We start from the raw sequence: 23,140 nt of genomic DNA on the forward strand, positions 1-23,140 counted from the left end.
ATGAAAATTCACTTTTACGGCGACATTAAAGGTCTTGAAAAAGGGTTAGAAGAAATCTGCAACGATTTAAATATTGAACGCAGTGAAATAGGATTTCCGATTTGTGTGACACAAGTAGAAGGGCCATTGACTGTAAGTTGCTCAAAGTCGAGCGGTCAAATTACCTTTCAAGAAAAAATTCATTTCTTCCGTGCATTAGGATTGTGGTTACAAGAGTTTAACGAGCGTAATGAGTTTCGAGTAAGTGAACAGCCGCAATTTAAAACAAACGGGGTCATGGTGGATGTATCCCGAAATGCTGTTATGACTGTAGACGGGATTCAAACCCTTCTAAGGAAAATGGCTTTGATGGGATTGAATGTCGTTATGATGTATACAGAGGACACATTCACAGTCGAAAAATATCCATATTTCGGATACATGCGCGGAAGATACAGTGAGAGGGAATTACAAGAATGTGATGATTATGCCAATCATTTTGGAATTGAAATGATCCCTTGTATCCAAACTCTTGCCCATTTAACAGAGGCATTAAAATGGAATTACGCTGCAAAAATCAAAGATACATCCGATATCTTATTAGCCGGAAATGATGAAACCTATGAATTTATCGAAGAACTATTGAAAGCCGCATCAAAACCATTCCGCAGCAACCGGATTCATATTGGAATGGATGAAGCACACCAGCTTGGTTTAGGAAAATACTTAGAACAGCATGGATACCAAAAACGATTTAATATTATGAATGAGCATTTACATAAAGTCGTCGCACTTGCTAAAAAGCATTCTTTAAAACCGATGATTTGGAGCGATATGTATTTTCGGCTTGGTTCCGAAACAGGAAATTATTACGACCAGAATGGCCATATACCTGAAGATGTCATTGAATCGATGCCAAAGGATGTTCAATTCGTTTATTGGGATTATTATCATACAGATGAAGATTTTTATCGGACCTTTTTGCAAAAACATAAAGAGTTTGGCTCGGAGCCGATTTTTGCCGGGGGCGTATGGACCTGGAATGGGATAGCCCCTAACTATGGAAAGACAATTGCAACTACGAATGCAGCATTAGAGGCCTGTAAAAAAGAAGGAATTAAAGAAGTATTCGCGACGATGTGGGGAGATAACGGAGCCGAAACTCATCCCTTCACCGGATTAGCCGGGCTTCAGCTCTTTGCTGAACATGGATATGGAAATGATGTCAGCCAAGAGCAATTAGCAAAAAGGTTTTCATTCTGTACAGGGGGAAATTGGGAAGACTTCCTTGTTTTAAATGAATTTGATGAAACACCAGGTGTTTCAAAAGATAATCTGCATGAATCGCATCCATCAAAATTTTTGTTATGGCAGGATGTATTAATCGGTTTATATGACGAGAATATACGCTCATTGCCTTTGAATGAACATTATGCGGTCCTTGCCGAGCGCTTAGAAAAAGCAAAAGAACGCAATACAAGCTGGTTGGAAATCTTTAATTTTTATTCACAGCTTGCCCATGTTTTGAGTGTAAAAGCAGAGTTAGGCCTCAAATTGAAAGCTGCTTATGATCAAAAGAATTCACAGGAATTAGGGGTATTAAAAGCTGAACTTCCGTCATTACGAACCATGGTAGACGATTTGCGAAAGCTGCACCGTTCTTTATGGTTTTCGACGATGAAGCCTTTTGGCTGGGAAATCATAGATATTCGCTACGGTGGAGTATTGTCTCGATTAGAATCGGCGGAGTATCGTATTCAGCAGTGGCTTGATGGAAGTATTCCTAGTATAGATGAATTGCAGTCAGAAAGACTTTATTTTGATGCACCATGGAAAATGCCTGAAGGTGCTTTAGGAAGAAATACGTACCATCGGATTGTAACGGCTGGAGGCTTTTCTAGTTAGGGAGTGTACAAAGATGATAATAGCGATCGATATAGGGACCACAAACCTTAAAGCAGGCTTATTTGAAGAAGATGGGACATGTATCACCATCTCCAGCAGGCAAACCCAATATGCGACCCATAGCAAAGGCTTTACGTATATTCATACTGGGAGCCTTTGGGACAATGTGGCACAACTAATAAAAGAGGTAAACGAACGATCCGTCTCTAAAGGAGTAAGGGCTGTAAGTATTACAAGCATGGCTGAAAGCGGACTGCTGCTTAACCGGTATACAGGGATGCCAGTAACAGAAATTATTCCATGGTTTGAGTCTTCCTCCATAAAACAGGCAGAATTTATTTGCCAAGAAATTGATCCTTTTGAACAATTTATCCATACTGGCCTTCATTTGTCATACAAATATGGATTACCGAAATTACTCTGGCTCCGTGATCTGGACCCTTCAGTCTTTCATGATCAAGTTGTCTGGTTATCTGTTTCTTCCTATATTGCTTATTGTTTGACAGGTAAAATCGCTGAGGAACAAACCCTGGCCGCCCGTACATTTGCCTATCAAATTAATCAGAATGAATGGGATGAGGCACTCATTCATCATTTTGGGTTTCGCACCGATCTATTTCCAGATGTGGCTCATTGCTTGAAGCCAACAGGGGAAGTAAAGCAAGAATTATCTGGGCTTGGATTAAATTCAAAGACAAATGTTTATATAGCTGGACACGATCACGTGAGTTCTTCGTTAGCAGCTGGGATTGTTTCACCTGGAAGTGTTTATAATTCGATGGGCACTGCAGAGACATTAGTAGGGACTTTTACTAAGCGTGAGCTTACAAAGACCGATTACGATTCTGGATTATCTTTTGGCCTGCATCCCCACGATAATTTGTATTTTTGGATGGGAGGGCATTCCTCATCTGGCGGTTCAGTGGAATGGATGCGCGATATTCTCGGAGATGACCAGCTAACCTATGCTGAAATCCTTGAATTTTTAGAAATGGCAGGGGAGGACCCTAGTGGAATTATTTTTTACCCGTATCTTACTGGCAGTGGAGCACCGTACTCCAATCCGCATGCAAAGGCTGCTTTTCTTGGACTAAAGAAAAGTCATGGTAAAGCTGATCTGCTAAAAGCAGTGCTCGAAGGAAATTCCTATCAGATGGAAATGATCCGAGAGGAAGCAGAAAAAGCGACAGGAATTAAATTGAACAAAATGAGTGTAATTGGCGGTGGCGTTCGTAATCCTATTTGGATGAAGATTAAAGCAAACATTTCTGGGATTGAACTTATCCTTCCGGATATAACCGAAGCTGCACTTAGTGGAGCAGCATTAATCGCTGCTACTGGGGAAGGGGTATTCTCCTCTTTAGATGATGCTGTGGCTAATACATTTTGGAAGTCAGAAAAAGTGGTCCAACCAAATAAAAAAATCTATAAAAGTTATCGGACAATCTACGAAAGTCAGTTTAAATCGATTAATCAGATAATTGGAAAAATTCAATGATATGATAATGAACATATAAAAGAAATCCAGCAATAGGGATAGGAGAGCCAAATGGTAGAATTTCGATTGCTAAAAGATGACGAGTTTGATCAAGCCGTTGCTTTAGCTGACCAAACCTTTCGAGATGATGAGAATACTTCGATGGGTGAAGCATTCCCCCAAGTATTCTCGCCTGCACTAAAGCAATCATACGGAGCTTTTATAAATGGTAAATTAATTTCCTTTATCGGTTTAGTGCCTTCCGTAATCCACTTAGGGTCTGCGGAAATTCAGGCATACTCAATCGGATCTGTTTGTACACATCCCGATCACCGAAAGAAAGGCTATGCTAGCATTCTTTTAAATATAGTTTTTGACCATGTTAAGAGGGCGAATGCTGCCATTTTGTTTATATCTGGAAGTCTGCCTTTGTACATAAAAGCAGGCTGTTTGTTCTATGGGAAATTAAATAAATACGATATCCATAAGCATGACTTGCAAATATCCGAAGGCTACTCAGTTAGAGAATTGCTCCCTTATGATTGGTTTTATTTACGAAAATTAATTCAAGCTCGTAAGGTCTATTGTGAGCAGAGCATATTTGAGTTTGCAGTTTTAAATCAAGCAAAAAGTTATGCAAGCATTCTTAAAATGAAACACAGAATTCTTGTAGCTGAAGCGGAAAATGAAATGAAAGGTTTTGTTGTTTTGGGAGTCTCTGATTCCTCAGCAGGTGAATCAACATCCCGGGTCATTGAATGGGGAGGAGACCCGCAAGCTATTCAAGCAATTCTGGCCGAATCGTTCCAGTATGGGTTCTCTTCAATCAGGATGTCAATTCCTACGTATGAATGGGAACTTAATAGACTCCTTCATTCTTTTGAAAAGACTGTAGCAACATTTCCAGGGACCATAAAAATTACTAACTTGGATTTGTTTTTAGAGCAATTAAAACCTTATTTAAGCGGAAAAATAGAAATCATTAATGTTGATGAGAAACATAAAAAAGTACTATTCAATCAAAAGTCGATGATCGTTGACAACGATGCTTTTGAAAGATTAATTCTTTCGGGAGATTCCAATTTAGACGGTTGTTTAAATGATATTTTTCCAATTCCACTCCCATTTCCTGAAGGCTTAAACTATGTTTAGCGATTAGAAGTCAGTCAATCAATTTAAACACTATATTATAGAAGAAAGTGGGGTTTGTATGTTACTAGGTTTTCAAACAGCAAATTACTTTGCCCGGTCCACTAACTATCAAACTAGTATGGATGATTGGGGATCTGCCGAACGAAAAGTTATAGAAAATTTTAGTCTGACTGAATTTGAGCGAATTTGCAGTGATATTAAAGGGGCAGGATTCCAACATATCGAACTTTGGATGGGGCATGCGTTTCCAAAGTTTATGACTCCCTATTTAGCAGATGAATTAAAGTCCATTTTGCAGCGCCATGGATTAAGTGTTTATTCGTATTCTTGTTCGCTTGGTGATCCGGTTAGATATCCTAGATGGACACGCCTTTGTTTTGAAACAGCAAAAATGCTGGGTATTAATATGATCACCAGTGGAATTACGAAAGAGTCAGCTCCAATCATTTATTCATTATGTAATGAGTACAGCTTAAAGGTCGCAGTTGAAAATCATCCTGAAAAACACCCTGATGAGATAAAGGCTGTTATTGGAGATTATGGAGATCTGCTTGGGGCAGCAGTCGATACTGGCTGGTTTGGTACACAAGGATTTAATGCACCTGAAGCACTATGGCAGTTAAAAGATTCTCTTTTTAATGTCCATTTAAAGGATGTTAAAGAAGTTGGGGAACATCATCCAGTATCCCTAGGTTCAGGGATTGCCAATATTGAAGAATGTGTGCAAGCATTGAAAGAGATGAACTACAATAAAACGGCTTCGATTGAGCAAGAGTCCGGAGACCATGATCCTACGAATGAGTGCGCAATTGCTCTTAAATGGATAAGTGAAATGCTTGAAAAGAATCCTATTGCAGACAAATCTATTAAGAAATAACACTAAGCATTAATTTCTAATTAGGAGAGGATCTAAAATGGTACGTTTAGCTGTGGTTGGTTCTGGTTGGCAGGGACAAGGTCATTTAAATACCATGAAAGACATAAAAGGTATTGAAGTGGTAGGTATTTGTGATTTAAATGAAGAGATGTTAAAGAAGGCGGTAAATAAATTTGAAGTAAAAGGCTTTAACAACTATGTGGAAATGCTCGAGGAAACAAAACCAGATGGAATCGTCATTTGTACCCCGCCAGAAGTCCGTGAGTTTCTGGTTCGTGAGGCAGCAGAGCGCGGAATTCATTGCTTTATTGAGAAACCACCTGCAAAAAATCTCGAAATGGCAAAAAAAGTCGATGAAATTTTAGACCGTACAGGTGTTATTAATAGTGTTGGTTTTATGTACCGATATAGCGGTGCAGTAGAGAAAACAAGAGAATTGATTGCCGGCAGAAGTGTGGCGCTAGTACGAAGCGCTATGCTTGATGGACTTGCGCTAAGACCAAATTGGCCTCGCTGGTTTTTTGATAAAGAACGTTCGGGAGGACCGGCATTTGACCAAGCCATTCATATCTTTGATGTATCGCGGTATTTGCTTGGAGAAGTAGACCAAGTAACGGGGTACCAAGATAATCTTGTAGTACCTAAAGCGGAAGATTTTACGATTGAAGACAGCTTTAGTGTCACCATGAAATATACCAATGGTATTTTGCAATCGCATACACATACCTGGTCATATCCAGGTGTTTTTACCCAAATAGAGCTTATTTCAGATGAACTGCACTTAACCCTTGACCTTGCAAAAGGAATTGTCAGCGGTAAAGTTGAGGAACAAGAAATCTTTTTTGAATCAAAAGATGATGCATTGTACCGTCTTGAATTAGAGGCATTCGCAATGGCGATTGCTGAAAATAATCAAGAACTCGTCCTTTCAACCTATAAAGATAGCATTCAATCACTTTCAGTTGCATTAAAAGTGGTTGAGGCTCTTGAAACAGGTACAAAAGTAAAAATTTAGTACAATCAATAATGGGTCTCCCCTGCGGTTTTCTTAATTTTTTTATGATTAATAGGAGGGGAGACTTTTCTTTCAACCCGTTTAAAATATGAACATTCATTAGGCTAAACCAAAATAAGGGGCTTTCAAAATTATGGATACTATTTTAATTCGTAATGTTCGTTTGATAGGTAATGATGAACCGAGCCTTGGGTGCGTACTTATTCGGCATGGAAAATTAGTATCAGTTCAAAGCGGTGATGACCTATCTGTTTTTGCTGCAGATTGTGAAATCGATGGAAACGGACATTTGCTTATTCCAGGAATGATTGATGTGCATATTCATGGTGCAGATGGCTTTGACATGATGGACGGTACCATCGAGAGTATAGAGGCCGTATCCAAAGCATGCGTTCGAACAGGCTGCACATCCTTCTTGGCCACTTCAGTATCCTCTTCATTAGAGGACCTACTTAAAATGATTGCTAACGTAAAAGAGCTTTCAGGCAAGGAACCAGGAGCTCGAATTTTAGGACTTCATATAGAGGGACCGTATTTAAATGTAAAACGTAAAGGAATGCAAAATGAGTGCTATTTGCGGCACCCTGATTTGGAGGAAATGAAAAAGCTCATAAACAAATCAGGCTCGCTGCTTCGAATGGTAACATTGGCACCGGAGCTCCCGGGCGGCCTTGAAATGATACGTTTCTTAAGGGACAAAGGAATCATTGCTGCCATTGCCCATTCTGACGCAACCTATGAAGAAGCGAAGCAAGCATTTGCGAATGGTGCAACCCATGTTACCCATTGTTTTAATGGGATGAGGCCCATACACCACCGGGATCCTGGATTAGTCTTAGCTGCATTTGAAGAAAGCAGCGTTAGTGTACAAGCGATTGTGGATGATGTACATCTTCATCCAGCTATAGTAAGGCTGTTATATCGGGAGAAGGGACCAGAAAAAATGGTTCTGATTACTGATGCCCTTCAGGCTATGGGTTTGGGTGACGGAACCTACTTATTCGGAGGACATGAGGTTAGAGTGATTGACGGGGTCGCTAAATTGGGTGATGGAACACTTGCATCAAGTACGGTGACAATGAATGAAGCTTTGGAGAAAACCATTCAGACAGGAATACCATTGAGGGATGCCGTTAGGATGGCGACATTGACACCGGCGAACGTTTTGGGCTTAGAGCATAAAGGGCGGATTGAACCTGGTGCGGATGCTGACTTAGTTTTAATGAACGACCGCTTCGAAGTTTTATGGACAATGGTAAATGGGAAAATAATATATCGTCGTGCCTAAAATCCTTTAAATACAACAATGAGGCGTGAATCCATTTAGTTTCGGCTCCCGCCTCATTGTTGTTAAAAATTAAACCTTTAAATGCTTTTTTATGATTGACGAAGAAAACCTCTTAAATAATTTATTGAAAGTTGAACATCTTCTGTCATTGATCTTTTTGGTTTAGTATTTTGGGGATGCCAGAGTTCGAGTGCCAGCCAGCCCCTATACTGAGCTGATGCAGCTGAATCTATCAAGGAGGCGAAGTTGATATCTCCTTCAAGTAAGTCTTCAGTTGGAACGTTCCCATTTTGGTTGCGTAGGTGAAAAGCATATATCCGATCAGGGTAGGCATTTACCCACTCAATTGGATTGCAGCCAGATACATAGGCCCAACTGGTATCGACACATAGTCCTACACGTGGATCTGCATATTGGACGACCGAGCGGAGGTCTCCCGTTGCATTATGGTTATCAGCTGCATGATTGTGCAAGCAAACCTTTAATCCCATTGGGGCAACAAGTTCAGAAATACGGGACAAGTTTTCTCCCTGTTGCTTAAAATGATCTTCCGATTTGGCTATCGGAGTTTTCCAACTAATAGGATCAGCATTTAAAAGCAAATCTGTGCCATTCGCTGCTGCTAAGCGTTCGGCAAATGGCAGCACATTTCGCTCCACATCAAGATTGTTGAATGGCTCATGTAAAGGGAGGCCGATATAGGAGGCTGAGACCTCCAATCCGTAGGATCGTGCAAGTTTAAGTTTTTCTGGATCGGCATCGATTTCAACAGCATCGAGGCCCGCTTCGGCACAAGCCTGGAAAATCTCGTTCCACTCGATTTTTTTACCGTCCATTTTCCAGCGTTCAGTCCAGCCATACATATTAGATGAGAATCCTAGTATGTTCAAATTGTTACTCCTTTCTGCGCCATGTCGATTGTTTGTTTTTGGCCCGTTTCCGCAACAGAATATAACGATGATATGCATTGGAAATTATTCAGCGCTTGTTGATTAACGTTCGCGTGTGATTCAAGTCCTTTCACTTTTCGATAAAAGTGAAGAAGAGGGTTATCAAAAATGGTGTACTCACTCCTAGGTCCAGTTTCTACTTGTTCTTCAACTATTTGACCTTGGTGGTCGTAACGACGGAAGACTGGCTGTTTTGAATCAAATGGAGTCCATCTGAGTGAGCCAAGTGTTCCTTCGATTTCCGCCTTTACATATCCTTCACCATGTGCACATGAAGCACGCTCGTAATGGACTTGGATTGGATGGTTATCCTTGTTGTATGTCATAAATGCGCTAACATGTGTTTCAACGTCAAATGGTATATCGCTTGGATCTATTTCCGTAATCGGTTTAGCAATCCAAGCGGCATTGATTTCAATTTTGTCTGGACTAAGTATGTCGTTCAGTGTTGCAAAGTCGTACGGTCCCCAATCCATTAGAACACCACCGCCGCTTTGTTTGGAATCTAAAAACCAGCGACTTGTAGGTTGATATTCAATTCCTGACCGGCTTCGCTCCCATTTGTTTACGAACGTAACATGGTAGATGTCTCCGAGACATCCAGAGCGGATTACGTTTTTTACTGTTTCCATATGAGGCATACCTTTAAAACGTACGCTGCAACATCCTATCGATCTATTATGTTTTTCAGCGATTTGGACCATCTCTTTGGCTTGTGTGACGCTCATCGCAAGAGGTTTTTCACAAAGGACATGACGTCCCGACTCGAGTGCGAGCTTTGTTGGATCAAGATGCGCCATAGGAGGCGTACTTACGATTACGATATCATCATGTTGTGCTGCCTCGGAACTGAGCATTTCTTCCACCGAAGAAAAACTTGTGGCCTCAGGGAATTTCTCACAAAACATAGTTAGGGCATTTGGGTTTGTATCAGCGACACGCAATTGAATCGGTTCGGAAAGTTTATTTGCCGCTTCTGCATGTGTACGTCCAATTACACCAGCGCCTATTATATAAAGTCTCATATCTTTCACCTCAGGACTAATTTATGGTTCTACAATACCATAGCTAAAAAATTAAGTTCTCCTCAAAATGGGAGAGAAACTTATCATTTTGTACAAAGTCGAAACTAGTGCAGGTGGTGTGAAAAATGTATGTTGAACATTTACATTTGCCGCGTTCTTTCGCGTTTTGCCGCGTCTGGGGGTCAAATGAGGAGCATGACTTGCATGTTCATGACTGTTTAGAAATTGGAATTGTCCTTAAAAATGAACTTGAATATAGATTCAACGATCAGACTTACCTCGGTCAGCCAGGGGATGTATTTATTTGCCGACCTTTCGAGCCTCATTGGAGTTTTGCTCAGACTGAAAGGCCATTCGAATGCATTCTTGTTTTGTTTACACCGTCTGCTGTAAAGAAAATTCCAGATGGAAATCAGCTGCTTCAACCTTTTTATACTGCACAAGGTCTACAGCCTTTGATTCCGGCTGGAACGATTTATGCACAAACAATAAAGCAGGCGGCAGAATCAGCAATGAAAGCACAAGAACAGGGAGCAGATAAATGGGTGACACGTCAGTACATGCATTTAATCGATATTTTGTTACAGGTAAATCAGTATGCTAAAAAATCGCAATCTATTGATAATTTAAAGTTACCACCCACTGAAATAGCTGAAGTAGTAGGATATTTACTTGATCACTATCAAAAGCCAATTGATGTTGAAACACTTTCCCGGCAAACAGGAATGGGACGAACCATGTTTTTTAAAGATTTCCGTATGTTAACAGGACTTTCACCAAATGAGTTTCTCAATCGACTTCGCGTACAATGCGCAATGGATTTACTTCGTTCTACGAAAGAAAGTGTGCTTGAACTTGCATATGCAAGCGGATTTCAGTCTTTAAGTTCCTTCAACAAGCAATTCAAAAGGTATACTGGTCAATCTCCTCGGGAGTATCGAAAGAGGGATTAAGTTTCTCTATTTAAAAGTAATATAATCATAAAAAAGAGCGACTATTATAGTCATTCCAGAGGAGGATTTTCGTGGGCAAAAGGCTAATCGTTGTTATAATGAACTGGATTTGGCGGCTTTCATGGATTAATTTATTATGGTTACTATTTTCAGTTCCTCTCATTACCATTATTCCTTCAACCTTTGCCATGTATTCAGTAATGAATAAGCTGGTCAAGGAGGATGAAGATATTGATATTTTACCGGTCTTTATAAAAGAATTTAAAACATATTTGATAAAGAGTTTTCCGCTTGGGGTAGCTTTAGTCCTACTTAGTGCGTTTATTTATGTAGATTTGATGGTTCTAAAGGAACAATCAGAAGGTATCATGCTAATTCTACGCTATGCTATTCTAATTCTAGCAATTTTATTCATTCCGATTGCCCTTTATAGTATCCCGGTATTTGTAGAATACGAGACTCCGTGGTTTAAATCGCTGCCGCTTGCCTTTATTTTAGCAATGAAAAAACCAGTCAACATAATTATGACTACCTGTGGAATTCTGGGGGTTTTATCTGTATTATTGTTTTCTACCGGTATTGGAATTCTGTTTTTTGGGAGTTTGTGTGCATTGCTTTGTACGAAAGGAGTACTTTCAGGGCAAAACAAGGAATAGTCTTTTATTACTAAAGATCGGGATTTTACCCCGATCTATTTTTTATTAAAAAAATTTTCAAAATATTATTGACTTTGAAAGCGCAACCATAGATAATTTAGGAAAGTCAACAAAATCCCACATAAATAGTTAAAATCACAAAATAGGAACGTTACCAAAATAACAAAACGTCATTATTCCAATTAAATCCACGTCATTCAACATTTTGGTAGATTTTAAATTTGTGAATTTATCAAGTTAAAAGTGAGATTGTGTCTGACTTAAACGATTTTAAATTATAAGGGGGAAAACGTATGAATGGTTTAAGAAAATCTTTCGCATTACTTTTAGTTCTAGTAATGGGACTAGCAACCTTTTTAGCCGGATGCTCAGGGTCTGACAAAGCAACAACCAAGGAATCTACTAAAAGTGGTGGCTCAAAAGATGAAGTGGTTGAACTAGATTTTTGGTCATTTTGGGGATCTGAAATTCGTAAACCTATTATCGAAAAAATTGTTGATGACTTCAATAAATCTCAAAACAAAATCCACGTAAAATATACATTTCTTCCATTTGGGGATATTTGGACTAAAGAGCTGGCATCAGTGGCGGCCGGTAATCCGCCGGATGTAATTATCAATGACATCAACACCGTTCAACAACGTGCAGATAAAAACCAAGTTCAAAGTTTAGAAGAATTCATTAAGAAAGATCCAGAATTGAAAAAGCAATACTTTCCGGAACTATGGAAAGCGGTTCAGAAAGATGGAGTCCCATATGCACTTCCTTTCAATACAGATACCCGTTTACTTTTCTGGAACAAAGATATATTTAAACAAGCAGGTTTAGATCCAGAACAGCCTCCAAAAACATGGGATGAACTAAAAGAGTTTGCTCAAAAAATCGACCAGAAAAATGGAAGCCGTTATACACGAATGGGATTCATGCCAAGACAAAGCATCAATTCAGATATTTGGATGTTTAATGCTACTGGAGGTGGATATTGGGATTATAAGCAAAATAAACCGGTTGTGAACGATCCTAAAGCTATCGAAGCACTTCAATGGGTTCGTGATTATGAACAGCAATATGGGGATAAAGTCATCAATACGTTTAAGGCCCAATTTGGTGATAACCAAGCAGATCCATTTGTTTCAGGAAAACTTGGAATGATTATTCAATCGGCAACTAGCTACACGAAACTCCGTGATTACGGAAAAGGAATGAATTTTGGTGTTGCTCCACTTCCTGAATTCAAATCAGGAAATGGTAATACTTCTTGGGGTGGCGGATTTGTAGCAGAAATACCAAAAGGTGCAAAACATGCGGAAGCTTCTTATGAATTTATCAAGTATTTAACAGGTGCAAAAGCACAAGAATACTGGGCTGTTAAAAACTTTGATAATGTTGCAAATATTGAAGCGGCAAAAAATGCAGGCCAAAGTAGTGAAATGTCCGAAAACGACAAGCGTGTTTATAATGCAGCAGTAGAGAATCTTAAACAAACAATTCTGACACCAATCCCACTTCAAGCCCCTGATATGATTAACCTAATCAATCCTGAGTTGGATAAAGCGTTGTTAGGAAGTAAGTCATCTAAACAGGCTTTGAATGATGCTCAAAAAGCAGTAGAAAATTTAGTGAAGAGTTCAAAATAATTCATTTGATTAAACAGGGAGTGGAATTCATATTCGCTCCCTGATTTCATAACGGTACAAAGAGGAGGACAGAAGAATATGCAAACTGAGATTTCGACAGAAGTTAGTACGAAACCAAAAATGAAGAAGTTTTCCAAAAAAATGACACTTGAGCAAAGGGAAGGGCTGAACGGGTATATTTTCATCTCACCATGGCTAATAGGGTTTCTCCTCTTGACTGCGGGGCCAATGTTGTTTTCGCTATATGCCAGCTTTACGAATTACGATATTACCTCAAGAATGGACTTTATTGGATTTAAAAACTATATCCGCATGTTTACCCAAGATGACCTTTTCTGGGTTTCATTGGGGAATACACTTTATTATGTTGCCATCTCCGTACCTTTATCAACCGCTGGCGCCGTGTTATTGGCACTATTATTGAACCAAGGGGTACCAGGAATGAGGCTTTTCCGCACAATCTTTTATCTTCCAGCCGTATTATCTGGTGTCGGTGTTTACTTGCTGTGGATGCAATTATTAAATCCAGATTCAGGTCTAGTCAATACTGTTTTATCTTGGGTAGGAATATCGGGTCCCGCCTGGTTATTAGACCCAAATTGGACGAAACCTGCATTAATCTTTATGAAGCTTTGGAGTCTTGGCGGCGGCATGCTTTTGTTCTTGGCGAGTTTACAGGGAGTTTCCAACTCACTATATGAAGCTGCAGAAATAGATGGAGCAAATGTTTTTCAACGTTTTAGACATATTACCTTACCAATGATCTCGCCTATTATTTTCTTCGAATTAGTCACAGGATTAATTGGAGGTTTCCAAGTTTTCCAGGAAGCTTACGTTATGACGAGTGGAAGCAGTAGTGGATCTTCTGCACTTGGCGGCCCAGCTAACTCCCTTGTTTTCTATAATTTACACATGTTTGAGAAAGCATTTAAATTTTTTGATATGGGATATGCCATGGCCATGTCGTGGATTCTATTTTTCATTGTTTTAATCTTCACTGTTATTAATTTAAAATTAGCTCCGCGATGGGTGCACTATGAAGGGGATGAGCCGAAATGAGTTTAGTTTCACATAAGAAAACATCATACTTCGAAAGTGTAAAAGTTCGAAAAAAGATCTCAAAAACCATTATTACCATTATTCTCATAATGGGAAGTCTTTTAATATTATCTCCTGTGTGGTGGATGTTTGCCACTTCGGTCAAAAGTATGGGAGAGATCATGCAATTTCCTCCAACCTTTATCCCAAAAGAATGGCATTTTGAAAATTATATAGAAACATGGAAAGCTGCTCCATTTACACACTATTTATTAAATACTCTGATTATCTCACTTAGTGTTGTAATTGGGAATGTAGTATCCAACTCTTTTATTGCCTATGGATTTGCGAAAATTCGCTTTAAAGGCCGGAACGTTTTATTTGCCGCGGTGCTGGCAACTATGATGATCCCTGGTTTCGTTACCATGATTCCGCATTATGTTATGTATTCCAAAATTGGCTGGTTAAACACTTATCTGCCATTAATTGTCCCTTCGTTTTTTGGAAGTGCCTTTAATATCTTTCTACTCCGTCAATTTTTCTTAGGGATACCGAATGAATTAATCGAGGCAGCAAAAATTGATGGTGCCAGCCATTTTTATATTTGGTCAAGGATTATGATTCCACTTGCCAAACCGGCGATTGCTACAGTAACCATTTTCTCGTTTAATGGCGCATGGAATGATTTCTTAGGTCCTTTGCTCTACATAAACAATGACTCACTTTATACATTACAATTGGGACTCCAAGTATTTAAAGGGCAGCTTGAGACACAATGGAACTATTTAATGGCAGGTTCTATACTCGTTTTACTTCCGGTTATTACTTTATTTTTCATTTTCCAGAGATATTTTATTGAAGGAATGAATTTATCATCTGGATCAAAGGGTTAATACTATATGGATCACCCTGTCGTTATAGGAATGGATATAGGCGGTACAAAAACCCTCATTGGCTTAGTGGATTCTCAAGGGAAAATAATTGCCAAAAAACAATTTCCTACAAACATTAGCAGCAAGCCAGAAGAACATTTAATGAAATGCATAAACGTTTCCCAAATCCTTTTAGAACAAAATAAAATCAGCGAAAATTTTGTGTTAGGAATGGGTGTCAATGTCCCGGGGTTAGCAGATTCAAGAAATGGTATTTTAACCTTTGCTCCATATGCTGGTTGGAAGAATGTTAAGGTACGGGAGATAATCCAACCGTATTGGTCTGGGAAACCTGTATTAATCGCTAATGATGTAAATGCCTGTGCCCTTGGGGAGCTTTTGTTCGGTAAAGGGAAAAATATTAGGGATTTCCTCTGGATTACGATTAGCACAGGCATCGGAGGCGGAGTAATAGTAAACCGTCAATTGGTAGAAGGGAATACCTTTATTGCAGGGGAGATTGGACACTTTGTTGTTGAGTGGGAAAATGGCAATCAGTGTTCCTGCGGAAATAGGGGATGCTTAGAGGCTTATAGTTCTGGAACCGCAATTGCAAATCAAGCAAAAATTCAAATCGAAAGTAATATAGGTGCAGAACTTGCCCACTATCTAAATAAAAGAAAGTTATTCATTTCTGCAGAAACTGTGGCAAGAGCAGCATATGAAGGGATTAAATCAGCAAAAGAAATTTATAGAAATGCAGGAACTCATCTTGGCAGAGCACTTTCTTATGCTATTATTCTACTAAATCCAGGGGCAATTATTATTGGCGGGGGTGTCAGCCAGTCATTTGACTTACTTGAACCATCAATAAGAGAAGTACTTGAAACATCAGTTATAAGTGAGAAAAATCATACGATCCCTATTTTTACTACAGGACTGGGCTATGAAGCGGGATTAGTTGGAGCTGCAAGCTTGGTTTACTTGAATGAAGATTCTATTCAATCAAATTAAAATGGGGGATCGGATGATGTTTCAATCTTATTTTAGTAACTACAAAAAAGAATTTTTGGAGACAATTGATTCTTTGGACGTAAATGTGATTCACAAAATCTACGAAACGATGGAAGAGGCACGGAAAAATAGAAGGCAAATTTTCCTTATTGGAAATGGAGGCAGTGCCTCTAGCGCTTCACATTGGGCTTGTGATTTTGCAAAAGGTGTTAATGTAGGGGAAAGTATCCGCTTTCGGTTGATTGCTTTGACTGATAATACTCCATTAATAACTGCATATGGGAACGATGCTGAATATGCAGATATCTATGTTGAACAGCTTAGAAATCTCTTAAATCCAGGTGATGTAGTAATTGGATTATCTGTCTCAGGCCATTCTGAAAATATTGTTCGAGCTTTTCAGTATGCCCAAGATCAGGGAGCAATAGTTATATCATTAATTGGGAATCGAGAGTGCAGGATGAAAGATTTTTCAGATATCTCTCTTGTTATTCCTTCTAACAATTATGGTGTTGTAGAAGACGCACATATGTATGTGAACCATGTTATCTCACAATATATTAAAATTACAAATCAAAATAAAACAATAGAGACACTTTAATCTAAAAGGGAGTTATAGAGTTATGACAAAGCAAATGAAGCTAAAAAATGTACTAACATTAAAAGGTGCCTTAGTAAATGCTGAACAAAACGGCTATGCGATTGGATCCTTTTCACCACGCTATACTCCAATGATACGACCTATTCTACGTGCAGGGCAAAAAACACAATCCCCATTGATCGTTCAAATATCACAAAAAGAACTTGAACGTTATGGTATTACACCATTTGAATTTGCAGAGGAATTTTACACGGCCTTAACCGAAGAAAAAATCACGGTACCTGTTGTCCTGCACCTTGATCACACAAAACAATTTTCAGTTATTAAAGATGCGATTGAAGCAGGATTTACCTCTGTTATGATAGATGCCTCAGAAAAAGACCTTGAGGAGAATATCTCCATTTCTAGAAAAGCTGTAGATTATGCTCATGCGAAAGGCGTATCAGTGGAAGCGGAATTAGGGAAGATTGGAACTACCGATTTTGTAGAGACAGATAAAGATGAAGAACTTTATACAGATCCTGAGGAAGCATTAAAGTTTGTGAACGAGACTAAATGTGATGCCTTGGCTGTTTCAGTTGGTACTGCACATGGAGTCTATAATGTGAGACAGCCAAAAGTGGACCTTGCACGTTTAATAGCCATTCGCGACCTTACTCCAGTTCATTTAGTTCTTCATGGAGGATCCGGAGTTCCATCTGAGATGATGAAAGATGCAATAAAACTTCCTAAGGGCGGAATCAGTAAAGTAAATATTGCAACGGATTTAGAAAATGCATTTCTAAAAGCTATTTCTCGAGAGGAAAGACTGACAAATACGGAGTGCAAAGCCTTAACACCAGAACAGTTAGAAATTGGGCGAAAAGCCGTTGAAACTACTGTGATTGAAAAGATTCAAGATTACCTAAGCAGTGGCAATCAATCAGGAAAATTCGTTCTATAAAAGGAGAGGCTTTCCCATGAATAATTCCCCATTTCCTATAAGAGGAGTAGTAGAAGGATTTTATGGTGCTTTTTATACAGCTCCTGAACGAAATGATTTAATTTCATTTATCTCTGAATATGGATATAACCTATATGTTTATGGACCGAAAAATGACCGCCAGCATCGTGCCCGCTGGCGGGAGCCTTATCCTGACTTTATAATGGAACAATTTGCAGAAACAGTCAGCCATTCCAAAAAACTTGGAGTGGAATTTTGTTATTCCATCGGATCAGGCGTTTCGATTAATTATGCAGCAGAAGAAGATTTCCAATACATTACTTCTAAATGGAAAGCGTTCTATGATATTGGGGTAAGAACATTTATGATCATGCTGGATGACATAAAAGCCGAATTTTTGCATGATGAGGAACGGAAACGTTTTAAAAGCTATGGAGAAGCACATGTCCATTTAACAAACAGGCTTTACAATTGGCTGAAATCAATAGACAAAATGTGTACTTTGTCCATTTGTCCTACAGATTACCATGGCAAAGCACCTTTTAGTGACTATATTCATGAACTTGGTGAGGGGTTACTCTCTGGTATCGATATTTGTTATACAGGTCCTGAGATTTGTTCAAAAACAATATCTGAGCAAGATGCTGCTAATTTTGCAGAGGCTATCCATCGAAAACCTATAATTTGGGATAACTATCCCGTTAATGATTTAGCGATGACTTCGGAAATGCATATTGGTCCAATTACAGGGCGTGATGCTTCCCTACCATCTGAATGTAAAGGATTTATTGTGAATACCATGAGCCAAGCAGAAGCATCAAAAATTTCCTTAATAACATACGCAGATTATTTTGAAAATCCTGAAGGCTATAATGCTTGGGTTTCATGGGAAAAGGCATTAAAAAGGGTTGGTGGTGAGGATAACTATAATGCATTGAGAACCTTTGCTGAAAATTCATTATATTGCTGTCTCGGTTTTGCAGAAGCGGAAAAGCTGGAAGCTCTTACTTCCAACGTCTTACTTGAACTCCATTCTGGTGAAAGTGCATCAACAAGCCAAGCAATGAACAAACTGTACAATTATTTAGATTTACTAGATGAGGCAGGGTATCACTTAAAGTTTAGGATGACTAATTATGCGTTGAGGAATAACCTGCTTTCATGGATTGAATTGATGGAAAGCTGGGCCTGGGCTGGCAGAAGGGCTATTGCTGTTTTAAAGGCATTAGAAAATAAAGAAGAAGTAAATGGCTTGCTTTGCTGGTTAAAGGATTCAATCGGAGAAGTGGAAAAACATCCAAAGCGTTTTGCAGGATCGGTACTATTGCCTTTAATAGAGTATACAAGGGTGAAGGTTGCAAAGGATTTTGGAGCGTTGGTTTTCCAAAATGAGTAGTAAAGTTATCTATATTTGATTAGTAAATAATTGGGGCTGTGAACCGAAAAATGAGACAAATAACTACTAACCTATTTATATACGAAAGTACTTGTCATGTCTATGTGATTAAAACAGGGGAAAGGGCAATCTTAATAGACTTTGGAAACGGCAATGTTCTAGATAAATTACATGCAATTGGTGTAGATAGAGTCACGGACATTCTAATGACCCATCACCACCGCGATCAAGCACAAGGTCTGGAACTGGCAAAAGAGGCGGGAATTCGGATTTGGGTGCCTCATACGGAGCAAGATTTATTTGACAAAGTGGATGAACATTGGAAAGCAAGAGCAATAGATAATAACTATAACATGAGGCAGGATCGCTTTTCCCTTCTTCAATCTGTCCCCGTTTATGAAACATTAAAGGATTATTCAACACCGATGATAAACGGAATAAAGTTCACCATTGTTCCATCACCAGGCCACACCATTGGATCAATTTCTATTCTGGCTGAAATAGATGATAAAAAATTAGCGTTTACTGGGGATTTAATATACTCCCCTGGAAAAGTATGGTCTTTGTCCGCAACCCAATGGTCGTATAACGGGGGAGAGGGACTGGCATTAAGTGTTCTTTCATTACTGGATTTAAAAGAGAGGAATCCTGATATGCTTCTCCCTTCACATGGACACGTAATGGAAGAACCCTTAAAAGCGATTAATCTTTTGGTTGAACGATTGAAAGAGCTTATGAAGCAGCGAAAGCATAATCCACGGCTGCACCAGCTTCGCGAAGAACCATATGAAGTTATCACTCCGCATCTGTTAAAAAATCGTACAAGTATGGCAAATTCATATGTCGTTCTATCTGAAAGTGGTAAGGCGCTGGTGATTGACTTTGGCTATGATTTTATTGGGGGAATTGCGTCTGGAAGTGATCGCGCTTCGAGGAGACCTTGGTTATATACCCTTCCAAAATTAAAAGAACAATTTAATGTTGAAAAAATTGATGTGGTGATTCCAACCCATTATCATGATGATCATGTAGCTGGAATGAATTTATTGAAGGACATCGAAGGAACAGAAATATGGTGTCCAGAAAATTTCTCGGAAATTTTAAAACATCCAAAAAAATATAACTTGCCATGTATTTGGTATGACCCAATTAAAGTAGACCGAATCCTTCCACTTGAGGAAAAAATAAAATGGGAGGAATATGAATTTACCATTTACGAACATCCAGGGCATACTCTTTATGCTGCTGCCATCTATTTTACTGTTGATGGAAAAAAAGTACTTGCAATAGGTGATCAGTATCAAGAAACAGGAGATTACAACTATGTTTATCATAACAGGTTCCGAATAAGAGATTATGTGGATAGTGCTAAGCTTTACAAAACTCTTAAACCTGATTTTCTTATTTCTGGCCACTGGGATCCAGTATTTGTAAAGGAAGACTTTCTTAAGCAAATTGAAGAGAAAGGTAAAGTGCTGGAAGAGCTTCATCTGGAGTTATTACCAGAAGATGTGGATTTTGGCCCAGAAGGTTTTGGGGCGTTTATTCAACCCTATCAAACTTCCATTCAAGATGGAGAAACATTCACGGTAACGGTTGAATTAAAAAATCCCTTTTCCGAAGAAAAAGAGATGTCTGCCATGTTAATTACACCGGAAGGCTGGCTTGTAGAGAACAACGATTTTCGAAAGCTATTGGCTCCAAAAGGATCGATACAATATAATGCATCCATTACCGTCCCAAAAGGACAAACAGGGTACCGGGAACGAATGGCAGTTGACCTAACAGTCGGAAACCAATGTTTCGGTCAACATGCAGAAGCATTTGTTTCCATTATTAATATACAAGCATTAGGAGGGAAAAGCCTTGCCTGAGAAAACAGTTGCCGTGGAGGAAAAATCCCTTCCGAAAATGAAAGATAAAACATTACATATGATTGGAAATGCCCATCTTGATCCTGTTTGGTTATGGCAATGGCAGGAAGGGTTTCAAGAAACAAAAGCAACCTTTCGATCAGCTCTTGACCGCATGAAGGAATATCCTGAATTTGTGTTTACAAACAGTTCTGCCGCTAACTATGTATGGATTGAAAATAACGAGCCTGAAATGTTTGAGGAAATCAAACAGCGTATAAAAGAAGGACGCTGGGAAATTGTCGGGGGCTGGTGGGTTCAGCCGGATTGTAATCTTCCCAGTGGAGAATCGTTTGTACGGCAAGGGCTATACGGACAAAGATATTTTCAAGAGAAGTTTGGTGTGACAGCTAAGGTTGGATATAATGTGGACAGTTTTGGCCATCATGGAATGCTTCCGCAAATTTTAAAGAAAAGTGGTATGGACTATTATATTTTCATGCGTCCAAGCCCGCAGGAGAAGGGCCTTCCTGGAAGATTGTTTTGGTGGGAATCAGATGATGGTTCAAGAGTATTAGCTTTCCGGATCCCATACGAATATTGTACATGGGGGAAGGATGTAGAGAAACATGTCCGCCGTAACGCTGCAGAATTAAAAGCACCATTTAATGATTTAATGTGCTTTTATGGGGTTGGAAATCATGGCGGTGGCCCTACAAAGGAGAACCTTGAAAGTATTAAACGGCTAAACTTTGAACCAGAATTCCCTTCATTAATCTTAAGTACTCCAAATAAATTCTTTGATGAATTGATGAAGAAAAATCTTTCATTCCCTGTTGTTCATGATGACCTGCAGCATCATGCCAGCGGATGCTATGCGGTTCATTCAGGAATAAAAAAATGGAATCGTGAAGCGGAAAATATGTTACTAAAAGCGGAAAAATTCTCAGCACTTGCAAATTGGACAACAGGGCAAAAATATCCGATTACGGACTTAAACTGTGCCTGGAAAAATGTTCTGTTCAATCAATTTCATGATATTTTAGCAGGAACAAGTTTGGAAGAAGCATATGATGATGCTCGGGATATGCATGGAGAAGCAATGTCCATTGCATCGAGAGGAATGAATTATGCCGTCCAATCATTATCCTGGAGAATCGATATTGAAGAAAAAGAAGGCATGAAACCAATTGTTGTCTTCAATCCCCATTCTTGGCAAAGCAAAGTAAATATTGAGCTTGAAGTTGGTGGATTAAAACCTGGTGATATTCTGGTTGATCAAGAAGGAAACCAAATTCCAATGCAGACGGTTCAATCACATGCAACGGCTGGCGGCCGTTATCGAATAAGCTTTATTGCTGAACTTCCCTCGATGGGATATAGGGTTTACAAAATCATTCACTCTGACGATTCAAAAGAGTTTGCACCCATTAAGGCAGCCGACACTTTCTTGGAAAACGAAAGATTACGAGTTGAAATCAATCCAGTAACTGGATTTATAACTAGTCTATTTGATAAATCAAAGAAGCTTGAATTGCTTGACGGGCCAGCAGCAAGACCAATTGTAATCAATGATAAAAGCGATACCTGGTCCCATAATGTTCTTCAATTTAAGGATGAAGTTGGATTCTTTATGGCCAAAAGTGTGAAGCTTGTGGAACACGGTTCAGTAAAATCGGTTATTCGTGTGGTAAGTGAATATGGAAAATCTACATTCGTTCAAAACTTTACATTGTATAAGAATTTAGACCAAATCGATGTTCAATGTACATTAAATTGGCAGGAACAATTTAAACTATTAAAGCTTAAATTCCCAGTCAATCTGATATTTAGAAAAGCGACATACGAAATTCCATATGGACACATTGTCCGAGAGTGTAATGGGGAAGAGGAACCAGGGCAAAACTGGATTGATATTTCAGGGACTCATCCTCCCACAGGAGAAATGTACGGTTTAAGTCTATTAAATGACGGGAAATACAGCTTTGATATCCATAACAAAGAAATGAGTATGACCATTTTACGCAGCCCCATTTATGCACACCATGATCCAACTGTTCCAATTGATAGCGGCCATTACACATTTATTGATCAGGGAGTCCAAAAATTTTCTTACTCTTTGCTTCCACATCAAGGGAATTGGGAAACAGCCGGAACAGTTAAGCGGGCAACAGAATTAAATCAAAAACCTATTAGCATTATAGAAACATACCATAAGGGCTCACTTCCACAGATAGATTCTTACTTAACCGTTGATGAAGATAATGTCATCGTAAGTGTTGTTAAAAAGGCAGAAGACAATGACGATCTCATTATTCGTGCTTATGAAACCGCCAATGAAGAAACTACAGCAGTGATCGATTTGCCAAAATGGAATCGAACGATTAAAGCGGAGTTTAAACCATCGGAAATTAAAACATTCCGAATTCCAAAGGATTCATCTGAACCAATTATTGAATCAAATTTACTTGAATGGGAAATGTAAGATAAAATCAGGTTGAGAGTTTAG

19 protein-coding genes are annotated in these 23,140 nt (G+C 39.0%); 17 read left to right on the forward strand and 2 right to left on the reverse strand.

Annotated elements, in window-relative coordinates; all coding sequences use genetic code 11:
- The 6 genes from ABES02_RS12070 to nagA all read left to right on the forward strand — a co-directional run bounded on the left by ABES02_RS12070 (nt 1) and on the right by nagA (nt 7,693).
- Nucleotides 1-1,884, forward strand: a complete 1,884-nt coding sequence (locus ABES02_RS12070) for a beta-N-acetylhexosaminidase (protein ID WP_430134741.1) — start codon at nt 1-3, stop codon at nt 1,882-1,884.
- A 13-nt stretch (nt 1,885-1,897) separates the two neighbouring features.
- Nucleotides 1,898-3,382, forward strand: a complete 1,485-nt coding sequence (locus ABES02_RS12075) for an FGGY-family carbohydrate kinase (protein ID WP_430134744.1) — start codon at nt 1,898-1,900, stop codon at nt 3,380-3,382.
- A 51-nt stretch (nt 3,383-3,433) separates the two neighbouring features.
- Complete coding sequence (locus ABES02_RS12080) at nt 3,434-4,513, forward strand: GNAT family N-acetyltransferase (protein WP_430134746.1); 1,080 nt, start codon at nt 3,434-3,436, stop codon at nt 4,511-4,513.
- A 58-nt stretch (nt 4,514-4,571) separates the two neighbouring features.
- Complete coding sequence (locus ABES02_RS12085; RefSeq protein WP_430134748.1) at nt 4,572-5,390, forward strand: sugar phosphate isomerase/epimerase family protein; 819 nt, start codon at nt 4,572-4,574, stop codon at nt 5,388-5,390.
- 37 nt (nt 5,391-5,427) lie between these two features.
- Complete coding sequence (locus ABES02_RS12090; protein WP_430134751.1) at nt 5,428-6,405, forward strand: Gfo/Idh/MocA family protein; 978 nt, start codon at nt 5,428-5,430, stop codon at nt 6,403-6,405.
- Between the two features lie 133 nt (nt 6,406-6,538).
- On the forward strand, nt 6,539-7,693 hold the full coding sequence (nagA, locus tag ABES02_RS12095; RefSeq protein ID WP_430134754.1) for an N-acetylglucosamine-6-phosphate deacetylase: 1,155 nt from the start codon (nt 6,539-6,541) through the stop codon (nt 7,691-7,693).
- Nucleotides 7,694-7,782: 89 nt separating this feature from the next.
- Here the strand turns inward: nagA and ABES02_RS12100 are convergent, their stop codons facing one another.
- Entirely contained in the window at nt 7,783-8,583 is an 801-nt protein-coding gene (locus ABES02_RS12100) for a sugar phosphate isomerase/epimerase family protein (protein WP_430134757.1), read from the reverse strand.
- The gene (locus tag ABES02_RS12105) at nt 8,580-9,668 is read right to left on the reverse strand and encodes a Gfo/Idh/MocA family protein (protein WP_430134759.1); all 1,089 of its coding nucleotides are present in this window, start codon (nt 9,666-9,668) and stop codon (nt 8,580-8,582) included. The genes ABES02_RS12100 and ABES02_RS12105 overlap by 4 nt, the downstream gene beginning before the upstream one ends.
- A 125-nt stretch (nt 9,669-9,793) precedes the next feature.
- On the opposite strand from ABES02_RS12105, the gene ABES02_RS12110 reads away from it, so the two are divergent.
- The 11 genes from ABES02_RS12110 (at nt 9,794) to ABES02_RS12160 (ending at nt 23,116) form a co-directional block, all read left to right on the forward strand.
- Nucleotides 9,794-10,621: a helix-turn-helix domain-containing protein gene (locus tag ABES02_RS12110; protein ID WP_430134762.1), complete on the forward strand. Its 828-nt coding sequence runs from the start codon at nt 9,794-9,796 to the stop codon at nt 10,619-10,621.
- Nucleotides 10,622-10,692: 71 nt separating this feature from the next.
- A complete protein-coding gene (locus ABES02_RS12115; protein WP_430134765.1) occupies nt 10,693-11,277 on the forward strand; it encodes a YesL family protein in 585 nt (194 codons plus the stop codon).
- A gap of 293 nt (nt 11,278-11,570) precedes the next feature.
- The gene (locus tag ABES02_RS12120; protein WP_430134768.1) at nt 11,571-12,914 is read left to right on the forward strand and encodes an ABC transporter substrate-binding protein; all 1,344 of its coding nucleotides are present in this window, start codon (nt 11,571-11,573) and stop codon (nt 12,912-12,914) included.
- Nucleotides 12,915-13,034: 120 nt separating this feature from the next.
- The gene (locus ABES02_RS12125; RefSeq protein WP_430134930.1) at nt 13,035-13,973 is read left to right on the forward strand and encodes a carbohydrate ABC transporter permease; all 939 of its coding nucleotides are present in this window, start codon (nt 13,035-13,037) and stop codon (nt 13,971-13,973) included.
- Nucleotides 13,970-14,845, forward strand: coding sequence for a carbohydrate ABC transporter permease (locus ABES02_RS12130; protein ID WP_430134771.1), 876 nt, complete (start codon nt 13,970-13,972; stop codon nt 14,843-14,845). Before ABES02_RS12125 ends, ABES02_RS12130 begins: the two co-directional genes overlap by 4 nt.
- A gap of 6 nt (nt 14,846-14,851) precedes the next feature.
- Nucleotides 14,852-15,838, forward strand: coding sequence for an ROK family protein (locus ABES02_RS12135; RefSeq protein WP_430134774.1), 987 nt, complete (start codon nt 14,852-14,854; stop codon nt 15,836-15,838).
- 16 nt (nt 15,839-15,854) lie between these two features.
- Nucleotides 15,855-16,439 (forward strand): SIS domain-containing protein, encoded by a 585-nt coding sequence (locus ABES02_RS12140; RefSeq protein WP_430134776.1) that lies wholly within the window; start codon nt 15,855-15,857, stop codon nt 16,437-16,439.
- 22 nt (nt 16,440-16,461) lie between these two features.
- On the forward strand, nt 16,462-17,382 hold the full coding sequence (locus tag ABES02_RS12145) for a class II fructose-bisphosphate aldolase (protein WP_430134778.1): 921 nt from the start codon (nt 16,462-16,464) through the stop codon (nt 17,380-17,382).
- A gap of 16 nt (nt 17,383-17,398) precedes the next feature.
- Nucleotides 17,399-18,778, forward strand: a complete 1,380-nt coding sequence (locus ABES02_RS12150) for a protein O-GlcNAcase (protein WP_430134781.1) — start codon at nt 17,399-17,401, stop codon at nt 18,776-18,778.
- A gap of 50 nt (nt 18,779-18,828) precedes the next feature.
- Nucleotides 18,829-20,652 (forward strand): MBL fold metallo-hydrolase, encoded by a 1,824-nt coding sequence (locus ABES02_RS12155; RefSeq protein ID WP_430134785.1) that lies wholly within the window; start codon nt 18,829-18,831, stop codon nt 20,650-20,652.
- Nucleotides 20,645-23,116, forward strand: a complete 2,472-nt coding sequence (locus ABES02_RS12160) for an alpha-mannosidase (RefSeq protein ID WP_430134788.1) — start codon at nt 20,645-20,647, stop codon at nt 23,114-23,116. The genes ABES02_RS12155 and ABES02_RS12160 overlap by 8 nt, the downstream gene beginning before the upstream one ends.
- Nucleotides 23,117-23,140: the final 24 nt, after the last annotated feature.

It is taken from the genome of Neobacillus pocheonensis (assembly GCF_050477905.1).
Classification (GTDB): domain Bacteria; phylum Bacillota; class Bacilli; order Bacillales; family Cytobacillaceae; genus Neobacillus; species Neobacillus pocheonensis_A.